Origin of the sequence: Pelomonas sp. Root1237 (genome assembly GCF_001425055.1) — a bacterium.
Lineage (GTDB): Bacteria > Pseudomonadota > Gammaproteobacteria > Burkholderiales > Burkholderiaceae_C > Pelomonas.
Genome location: NZ_LMDK01000018.1, coordinates 478498 through 487759 on the forward strand (window position 1 = coordinate 478498; position 9262 = coordinate 487759).

Annotated in this window: 8 protein-coding genes; 2 read left to right on the plus strand and 6 right to left on the minus strand. The window is 67.4% G+C overall.

Annotated features, from left to right (window positions below; genetic code table 11):
- The 6 genes from ASC91_RS22880 to dgoD all read right to left on the minus strand — a co-directional run bounded on the left by ASC91_RS22880 (position 1) and on the right by dgoD (position 7081).
- Complete coding sequence (locus tag ASC91_RS22880) at positions 1 to 975, minus strand: arabinose ABC transporter substrate-binding protein (RefSeq protein ID WP_056202562.1); 975 nt, start codon at positions 973 to 975, stop codon at positions 1 to 3.
- 26 nt (positions 976 to 1001) lie between these two features.
- Complete coding sequence (locus ASC91_RS22885) at positions 1002 to 1907, minus strand: SMP-30/gluconolactonase/LRE family protein (protein ID WP_082532932.1); 906 nt, start codon at positions 1905 to 1907, stop codon at positions 1002 to 1004.
- Between the two features lie 83 nt (positions 1908 to 1990).
- Positions 1991 to 4384 (minus strand): beta-galactosidase, encoded by a 2394-nt coding sequence (locus ASC91_RS22890; protein WP_056202416.1) that lies wholly within the window; start codon positions 4382 to 4384, stop codon positions 1991 to 1993.
- 36 nt (positions 4385 to 4420) lie between these two features.
- Positions 4421 to 5038, minus strand: a complete 618-nt coding sequence (locus ASC91_RS22895; RefSeq protein ID WP_056202418.1) for a 2-dehydro-3-deoxy-6-phosphogalactonate aldolase — start codon at positions 5036 to 5038, stop codon at positions 4421 to 4423.
- A 1-nt stretch (position 5039) separates the two neighbouring features.
- Positions 5040 to 5939 carry a 2-dehydro-3-deoxygalactonokinase gene (locus ASC91_RS22900; RefSeq protein WP_056202421.1) on the minus strand — a complete coding sequence of 300 codons (900 nt, stop codon included), beginning with the start codon at positions 5937 to 5939 and terminating at the stop codon, positions 5040 to 5042.
- A complete protein-coding gene (gene dgoD / locus ASC91_RS22905) occupies positions 5933 to 7081 on the minus strand; it encodes a galactonate dehydratase (protein WP_056202424.1) in 1149 nt (382 codons plus the stop codon). Before dgoD ends, ASC91_RS22900 begins: the two co-directional genes overlap by 7 nt.
- Positions 7082 to 7659: 578 nt before the next feature.
- On the opposite strand from dgoD, the gene ASC91_RS22910 reads away from it, so the two are divergent.
- Positions 7660 to 7911: hypothetical protein (locus tag ASC91_RS22910; protein WP_235532065.1), on the plus strand; the 252-nt coding region annotated here is incomplete at its 3' end.
- A 26-nt stretch (positions 7912 to 7937) separates the two neighbouring features.
- Positions 7938 to 9262 (plus strand): TIM-barrel domain-containing protein (locus ASC91_RS22915; protein WP_235532066.1); only part of this gene is annotated, 1325 nt, incomplete at its 3' end.

The window sequence follows — 9262 nt, forward strand, 5'->3', positions numbered from 1 at the left end:
TCAGAGGCCCATCTGCTTTCGGAGTTCAGCTTGGTTTTGACGGGTCATCAGGATGCCGCTGGTCAGCGTGACCGGGGGCGGCGTCTTGCCGGCCGTGGCCCATTCGAAGACAGCCGTCGCGGTCTCGTAACCATGGCGCTTGGGGCTGATCAGCACCGTGCCGTAGAAGGCCGTGGGCGTGGGCTTGGTGAACTCGTTGAGCGCCGTCTGGCTGCCGCCGATGCCGATGGCCAGCATCGCGTCCTGCTTGATGCCACGGCCTTCCGCAGCGCGTACGGCGCCCAGGGCCGCTTCGTCGTTCAGGCCGAAGGCAACCCAGCGCTTGAACTTGGCGTTCTTCGTGAAGGCGATGTTGGCGGCGTTGAAGGCGCTCTCCGTGTCGGTCTTGGCCTGGGGCGCGTCGACCACGTTGGCGGCCGGCACGCCGGCAGCCTTCAACGCATCCACCGCGCCCATGGTGCGATCGCGCGCCGTGGGCAACTGGTCGAAGGCCACGCGCAGCACGCCCACCTCGTCCAGCTTCCAGCCGCGTGCCTTCATCTCAGCCAGCAGCCCCTGGCCGACCTGCTTGCCGATCTCGTAGCCCGAAATGCCCATGTGGGGAATGTCGGCGATGGGCTTGCCGGCGCCGTCGACGAGTTGGTCGTCCACTGACATGACCTTGAGGTTGTGGCGCTTGGCGGCGCGGTTGACGGCCACGCCGAGCTTCACGTCGGGTGCGCAGATGACGAAGCCGACGGCCTTCTGCGCCGCCAGGTTGTCGATGGCAGCCATCATCTTTTCGCCGTTGGGGATGCCGATCTTCACGAGGGTGAAGCCCTTGTCCTTGGCGGCCTGCTCGGCATAGCGCCATTCGTCCTGGAACCAGGGCTCTTCGGCCTGCTTGACGAGGAAGCCGATCTTGACCGGTTCGGCCGCCTGCAGCGCGAAGGGGGTGGCCAGCAGGGCCAGGGCCAGTGCGGCGCGTCGTTGCATCTTCATCGTTGTCTCCTAGTTTTTCATCAGTCTTCAAACAGGGCGTCAGGCACACCCAGCGCCGTGGGCAGACGCAAGCCGAACAGGCTGCCGGACAGCGGCTGGGCGGCGAGAGCGTCGCGGCTCAGCTCCGTGCGGGCGGTGGTGAGCATCAGCTGGTCCATGCCTTCACCGCCGATGGCGGGGCAACTGGTGTGAGTGGCCGGGGCGCGCAACACGCCCATCAGCCGGCCCTCGGGGTCGTAACGTGCCACGCGGCCGGCGCCCCATTGGGCGTTCCACAGGCAGCCTTCGGCATCGACGACCGAGCCATCGGGCCAGGCGTCGTCGCGGTCCATCGCCGTGAACAGGCGGACGTTGTCGACCTGGGCGGTGTCGGCGTCGTAATCGCACTGCTGGATGCGCTGGGAGAGCGTGTCGCAGAAGTACATCGTGCGGCCGTCCAGGCTGAAGCAGATGCTGTTGGCAATCGCCACCGCCGGCAAGGCCAGGCGGCGCAGGCCGTGGGCCATGGAGTATTGGTAGAAGCTGGCGATCGTGGACTTGGGCCGGCGCTCCTGGGCCTCGTTCATCGTGCCGAAGACGAAGTTGCCGCGCCGGTCGGTGCGCCCGTCGTTGATGCGCGTGCGCGGCTCGGCGGCGTCGACCGGGGCAGCGGTCTGCAGCTGGCCAAGATCCAGGTTGTCGCCCAACGTCGCGAGAGCCAGGCGCTTGGCCAGGCCCAGCAACACGCGGCCCGAGCGGCAGTGGGCGAAGCTGCCCAGGCGATCCGGCAGGCGACATGACAGCGGTCCCGCCGCGCCCGGCTGCCAGGCAAACAGGGTCGCCGCCTCGATGTCCGTCCACCACCAGCGGCCGCCATGCCAGAGCAGGCCCTCACCAAGAAGGGCGCCCTGTGGCAAGGTCAGTTCAAGGTCGCCGTTCAATGTCATCAGAAGTCCAGGTTACGGAGCGGTTCCATTCGGCACAAATCGAATGTCCGGGCTTAACTATCCAGATTCGGAATACCGGTCACTCAGGGCGCGATCGCTGCACGCCTGACCGTCAGCAGCCGGGCGCCGCGCAATTCGGCGACCTGCGTCTGGCCGGCGGCGAAGGCGGGCCGATGGGCCGCGTCGATGTAGACCGGCGCGTCGCCGCGCAGCGGCAGCACGCTGAGCTGCAATTCGGCACCAGGCTGCAGCGCGAACTGGCGCAGGCCGATCTGCCAGCGCTGGCCGTTGTAGTACCAGTCGTCCAGCATCCGGCTGCCGGCGAAGACGCGGCCGATGTCGCCGACGAAGTCCAGTTCCAGCAGCACGTCCTCCGCGTTCGGCGCCAGCGGCTGGGGCAGCTTCAGCGACCAGGTCGCCGCCGCTGCAAATGCCTCAGGAATAGGCTGCACGGCCGCCTTGGCCAGGCCACCCTTCAGCACGGGTGGCACGGCCCGGGCCGGGCGGGTGGGGCTGATCTGCAGCGTCGGCTGGGCGTTGTCGCCCGCCAGCTCCAGGCGTTGCAGCAGGCCGTCCTGGCCGACCTTCAGGCCGACCGCACGCGGCCCGGGCAGGGCAGGGAAGACGGCGGCGCGAAGCGGCTGCGGCCCGATGCCGCGCAGTTGCAGCTTGCCGTCCGCCACCCAGGCCTGCTGCTCGCTGAAAACGAGCCGGCGCTGCCCGGCAATCTCCAGCACGTTCAACTGCTCCACCTGTTCCGGCGCCAGCAGCAGCACGCTGACGGCGCGGCCGTCGCGGCTGCCGATGCGCTGCAGCTGGTTCGCGTCCGGCTTCAGCGTCCTGATGCCGTCGGGCAGCGCGAACTCTGCGGGGACGCCGGCAGTCGTTGCGAACACATGGACGATGCCCTGGGCGCCCGCGTCGAGGCGCGTGACCGGCTGGGCCGTCGCGTGGCGCAGCATCACGCCGTCGAGCTCGAGGTTGATGGGCCAGATGAAATAGGCGCCATTGGGAATGTCGATCGGCGTGCTCGGCAGCGTCACCGTGCCACCCGGCAGCTGCAGCTCGAAGCGCACGCCGACCTGCGCCGGCATGGCGTACTGGCGCACATGGTTGTTGAAGAACAGGAAGCCGGCGTCGCCCTTGCTTCGCACGGACCAGCGCGGCGTCTGCAGGTCGGCCGGGTTGGTCGGCGAGCGCTCGGGCTGGCGTACCGTCATCGTCGCCAGCGCGGCGCCGTGTTCGCGCAGGAAATAGTGGAAGGGACGCAGCTTGGTCAGTACCGGGCGCTGCTGACCGTCAGGCCCCAGCGGCGCCTGGAAGTCGTAGCTGATGCGTGGCGTGTCGTTGTAGCCGCCGCTGAGCGTGCTTTCCTCCAGGCCGGTGCCGCCCACGCCGACCGGGTTGCGGCCGCCGTGGAACATGTAGTAGCCGAACAGGTTGACGCCCGAGCCCAGCTGCACGGGCAGCATGGCCGCGATGTCGTCAGGCGACACCAGCGTGCGGCGGCGGTACATCGCTGGCAGGCCGGGGCCGTATTCGGCGCCGAGGAAGGGCACCTTGTCCTTGTCGGTCTCGGCGGTGCCAGGGGCGTGCGACTGGGTCTGCGCGCCGAGATCGCCGCTGACGCGGGTGTTGAAGCGGAAGGCGTGCGTCTCCTTGGGCGGCAGCTCCCGAGTGCTGGTGGCCCAGGGCTCATCCGGGTAGCCACCGAAGACGGGGGTGACCTCGCCGGACGGGTAGACGGTGCCGTCCCAGCCTGTGACGGTGTAGAGCGGCACATCCATGCCGGCCTTCAGCGCGAGCTTCTTTAGTGCGCTGATGTGGTCCTCGCCCTTGCCAGGGCCGCGGACGTTGTATTCGTTCTCCAGCTGCACGCCGACGACCGGACCGCCGTCCTTCCACAGCAGGCCCTTGAGCTGCACGCCGATCTCGGCGTACAGGCGCTCGACATGGCCCATGTACTCGGGGTCGTTGCCGCGCGTGGGCATCTTGTCGACGACCCAGTCGGGAATGCCGCCGTAGCGGGCCTCGCCGTGCGCCCAGGGGCCCAGCCGGACGACGACCTGCAAGCCGGCGGCCTGGGCCAGTTGCACGAAGCGGCGCAGGTCGTGGGTGCCCTTCCAGTTGAAGGCGCCGGGCTGCTCCTGGTGGTGGTTCCAGAACACATAGCTCGCAACGATGTCGATGCCGGCGGCCTTCATCAGCCGCAGCTGGGTATCCCATTGCGAGGCGGGTGCGCGGCTGTAGTGGTACTCGCCCATGACCGGCAGCCAAGGCTTGCCGTCGCGCAGCAGGTACTGGCTGTTGACGTCCAGCGTCTGGCCCTGAGGCGAGCGTGCCGTGCCGAGCTGCAGGTGGCCGGTTGTCGGCGCCGGAGCGGCGGCGCGGGCATCGAGCTTGAGCAGCGTGTCGGCGCTGGCCTGGCCAAGAGCGAGCAGCACCAAGCCTGCGCACAGCGTGAGCGTGCGGTTCATGGGGTCTCCGGTGTCGTTATCTTTTTTTGTCGCGTGTCAGAGCGCGCGCCAGGCCTGCACGAAAGCTCTTGCCCGCGGTGCCACGTCGGACGCCGTCAGGCCTGGGCTGTAGAGCGCCGAGCCCAGCCCGAAGCCGGCGGCGCCCGCTTGCCTGTACGGGGCCATCGTCTCGGGTGTGATGCCGCCCACCGGCAGCAGGCTCAGCTCGCGCGGCAGCACGGCACGCATGGCCTTGAGCACCGGCGGCGTGACCAGCTCGGCCGGGAAGAGCTTGAGCGCGTCGGCGCCGGCCTGCAGGGCCGCAAAGGCTTCAGTCGGCGTGGCCGCGCCGGGAATGCAGGCCAGGCCACGCGCCTTGGCCACGCGGATGACGGCGACGTCGGCATGCGGCATGACGATGAGGCGGCCACCGGCGATCTGCACGTCACGCACCGCGTCGGCGCTGAGCACAGTGCCGGCGCCGATCAGCGCGTCGTTGGGCATGCGGCGTGCGAGGCGGGCGATCGAGTCCAGCGCCTGGGGCGAGTTCAGGGGCACCTCGATGACGCGGAAGCCTTCGGCGTAGAGGGTGTCGGCGATGGCCTCGACTTCGTCAGGCTTGACGCCGCGCAGGATGGCGACGAGGGGGAGTTGTTGCAGTGCCTGGTCGAGCATGTCAAAGCCCCATGGTTTGCGCCAGCCGCCAGAGGCCGGCGGGCGCGGTGTTGTCGAGTTGCAGCGGCTTGTCCATGCCGAAACGGCCGAGGGCGAGCGCATATCGTGCGCACAACGCCGTGTCGCCGATGAGGGCCAGACGCTCGGGCGTGGCGGCCTTCAGTTCGTTGGCGATCTCGTGGCCGATCAGCAGGCCCGAGAGGTAGTCGGGCAACTGCTCTGCGGGCAACCGCTTGAAGAGGCCCAGCGTGCGCACGGCAAAAAGCTGGTGGCTCAGGGCCCCGTCCTCGCGCGCTGCGTCCACGCCAGCCAGGAACGCCTGGGAGGAGGGCGCTGAACTGCCGTCCGCTGGCATCAAGCGGGCGAGCACGGAATGCTGGCGCAGCAGTGCGTAGAGTTCGCCGGTCATGTGGGTTGCAAAACCCGTCACCCTGCCAGCCTCGACGCGCGCCCACTTCGAATGCGTGCCAGGCAGCACCAGGCAGGCCTGTTCGGCCAGCTCGGGATGCAAGGCGAAGGCGCCAACAATCTGGGTCTCTTCGCCGCGCATGACATCCGGTTGGGCGCCGTCATGCATCAGGCCGGGCACGATCCAGAACCTGGCATCGACCTGCAATGCCTGGCGAGCCAGCGCGGCGGCGTCGGCCGGGCAGGGCGCATAGGGCGCTTCGCGCCAGCCATGCTGGCTGCCGACCATGCCGCAGGCGAGCATCGGCAGCTCGGGCCAGCCGTTGGTCACGGCGGCCAGCGCCTGGGCGAAGGCGTCTGCGCCGGCCAGCGTCGAGGCGCCCTGCTCGGATTGGCGCGTCGCCAGCACGGCACCGTCGGCGCCCAGCAGGAAGGCGCGCAGCCGCGTGCTGCCCCAGTCGAGCGCGATGAGGCGGCCGCCGTCGATCACCATTCGGCGACGCTCCCGTCAGCGTGGCGCCACAGCGGGTTGCGCCAGTCCGGCGCCGTCTTGCTGGCCTCGATGACCTTTTCCTCGTCGACCACCACACCCAGGCCGGGCTTGGTCAACGGCTTCATGTAGCCGTTCTCGATGTGGAAGTCTTCCTTGTTCAGCACGTAGTCGAGCAACTCGCCACCCTGGTTGTAGTGGATGCCCATGCTCTGTTCCTGCAGCACCGCGTTGTGCGACACGAAGTCGACGTGCAGGCAGGCGGCCAGCGCAATGGGCCCCAGCGGGCAATGCGGCGCGAAGGCCACGTCGTAGGCTTCGGCCATCGCAGCGATCTTGTGGCACTCGGTGATACCGCCGGCGTGAGAAAGATCCGGCTGCACGATCGACAGGCCACCGGCCTGGAAGACGCGCTTGAACTCGAAACGCGAATACATGCGCTCGCCGGCCGCCAACGGGATGGCGGTGTGCTCAGCCAGACGGGCATAGGTTTCGTCCTGCTCGGCCAGCACGGGCTCTTCGACGAACAGCGGCCGGTAGGGTTCCAGCGCTTTCAGCATGACCTTGGCCATCGGTGCGCCGATGCGGCCGTGGAAGTCGATGCCAAACTCGATGTCGTGGCCAAAGGCTTCGCGGATCTCGGCGATGCGGGCCACGGCTTCGTCGACCTTGCGGGCGCTGTCGATGAGGCCCATCTCCTCGGAGCCGTTCATCTTGAAGGTGTCGAAGCCCCCTTCGCGCAGCCGCTTGATGTCGCGGATGACATCGGCCGGCCGGTCACCGCCGACCCAGGAATACACCTTCATCTTGTCGCGTACCAAGCCGCCGAGCAGCTGGTGCACCGGTGCGCCCAGGGCCTTGCCTTTGATGTCCCACAGCGCCTGGTCGATGCCGGCGATGGCGCTCATCAGGATGGCGCCACCGCGGTAGAAACCACCGCGATACATGACCTGCCAGAGGTCGTTGATGCGGGAGGCGTCTTGCCCGATCAGATAGGGCTCGAACTCATGCACGGCAGCTTCGACGCTGCGCGCCTTGCCTTCGATGACGGGCTCGCCCCAGCCGCTGATGCCGGCATCGGTGTCGATTTTCAGGAACATCCACCGCGGGGCGAGGCGGTAGGTCGTCAGCTTGGTGATTCTCATGGGGCCATGACTGGTGCAGGAACGGCCGAAAGCTTAGGAGGGGCTGCTAGTTCTGAAATATCGAATCTTTGCCAGCGGCTATATGGATTTCATATTGGTGGATAGGCGCCGAAAAGCAAAAGGGCTGCAGAAGCAGCCCTTGAGCGGTTGCGGCACGCGGTTCACATGCCCGTTTCAGTGCGACTTCAGTCGCGCTTGCTGTTGTACTGGCCACTCACGGCGTCGCCCAGTTGACCCACGATCGCCAGCGTCGCCAGCACCAAAGTCACGATCAGCAGTTCCATTTGTTTCCCTTTCTTCGTTGTTGACGGATCGCATCTTAGGGTTTTCACCATATCAACAAGGGTTAACCCTATGCATTGCGGGCATGGAACGATGCGGTACCTGCGCCGAGAGGGCGTCAACGCGTGGCTTTCGTGCGATCTGCACTGAGGGCGGGGCGGCGAACGGCCTGTCGGTTGTTTCGCCTTGCGACTTGTTTGTCCGTTTGTTTGGTAAGACCGGGCATGTTGTATGCTTGACTTCGGTCTGACCAAATGCAATGCCGGCCGACCGGAGACAACAAGGAATCAAGAAGCATGAAGTTCACTGACGGACAGTGGATGCATCAGCCGGGCGTGGCCGCACATTACGCGGCCGAGGCCTATGCGATCGAAGTCCACGAAGACCGCCTGGTCGTGCTCGCCACGACCCGCCCCATCAAGCACCGCGGCGACACGCTGCAAGGCCCCACGCTGACCGTGACGCTGAGCTCGCCGTTACCCGGCGTCGTCCGCGTCAGCGTCGAGCACTACGCCGCGTCGAGCGCGCCGCGCCTGCACATCCCCATGNCATGAAGTTCACTGACGGACAGTGGATGCATCAGCCGGGCGTGGCCGCACATTACGCGGCCGAGGCCTATGCGATCGAAGTCCACGAAGACCGCCTGGTCGTGCTCGCCACGACCCGCCCCATCAAGCACCGCGGCGACACGCTGCAGGGCCCCACGCTGACCGTGACGCTGAGCTCGCCGYTGCCCGGCGTCGTCCGCGTCAGCGTCGAGCACTACGCCGCGTCGAGCGCGCCGCGCCTGCACATCCCCATGCCCGGCGCTGGCAAGCATCCAGTGCAGATCGACAACGGCGACACCCAGGCCACGCTGACCTCGGGCGCGATTTCTGTCGACGTCAAGAAGGGCGAMGGCTGGAGCCTGACCTTCCGCGAAGGCGACCGCRTSCTGACCAAGAGCGACTGGCGCGGCCTGGGCTTCATCCAGTGGGCCGGCAAGGACGGCCTGGTGCGCCACCACGTCCACGACCAGCTGTCGCTGGGCGTGGGCGAGAACGTCTACGGCCTGGGCGARCGCTTCACGCCCTGGGTCAAGAACGGCCAGATCGTCGAGAACACCAACAAGGACGGCGGCACCGCCTGCGAGCAGGCCTACAAGAGCGTGCCCTTTTACCTGACCAACCGCGGCTACGGCGTGCTCGTCAACGAGGCCGGCCCGGTGTCCTTCGAGGTCGGCTCGGAGAAGGTCGCCCGCGTGCAGTTCAGCCGCGAGCTGACCAACCGCGGCTACGGCGTGCTCGTCAACGAGGCCGGCCCGGTGTCCTTCGAGGTCGGCTCGGAGAAGGTCGCCCGCGTGCAGTTCAGCCGCGARGGCGAGAGCCTGGACTACTGCGTCATTGCCGGCCCCACGCCCAAGGACGTCGTSGGCCGACTGACAGCGCTGACAGGCCGCGCMCCGCTGCCCCCGGCCTGGAGCTTCGGCCTGTGGATGACGACCTCGTTCACCACGCAATAYGACGAGGCCACCGCCACCCACTTCATCGACGAGATGGCGCGCCGCGAGCTGCCGCTGKCGGTGTTYCACTTCGACTGCTTCTGGATGCGCGAGTTCCAGTGGTGCGACTTCGCCTGGGACCCGCGTGGCTTTCCCGAGCCCGAGGCGATGCTCAAGCGCCTGCACGCCAAGGGCCTCAAGATCAGCCTCTGGATCAACCCGTATGTGGCGCAGAAGTCGCCGCTGTTCGCTGAAGGCGTGAAGCACGGCTACTTCATCAAGAGAACCAACGGGCTGACCTTCCAGACCGACCAGTGGCAACCCGGCATGGCCATCGTGGACTTCACGAACCCGGCCGCCAAGGCCTGGTACCAGGGCCACCTGAAGCGCCTGATCGCGCAAGGTGCGGACTGCTTCAA

Coding starts and splice junctions, on each gene's coding strand:
- ASC91_RS22880 (WP_056202562.1), bottom strand. CDS start 975: ATGCAACGACGCGCCGCACTGGCCCTGGCCCTGCTGGCCACCCCCTTC.
- ASC91_RS22885 (WP_082532932.1), bottom strand. CDS start 1,907: ATGACATTGAACGGCGACCTTGAACTGACCTTGCCACAGGGCGCCCTT.
- ASC91_RS22890 (WP_056202416.1), bottom strand. CDS start 4,384: ATGAACCGCACGCTCACGCTGTGCGCAGGCTTGGTGCTGCTCGCTCTT.
- ASC91_RS22895 (WP_056202418.1), bottom strand. CDS start 5,038: ATGCTCGACCAGGCACTGCAACAACTCCCCCTCGTCGCCATCCTGCGC.
- ASC91_RS22900 (WP_056202421.1), bottom strand. CDS start 5,939: ATGGTGATCGACGGCGGCCGCCTCATCGCGCTCGACTGGGGCAGCACG.
- dgoD (WP_056202424.1), bottom strand. CDS start 7,081: ATGAGAATCACCAAGCTGACGACCTACCGCCTCGCCCCGCGGTGGATG.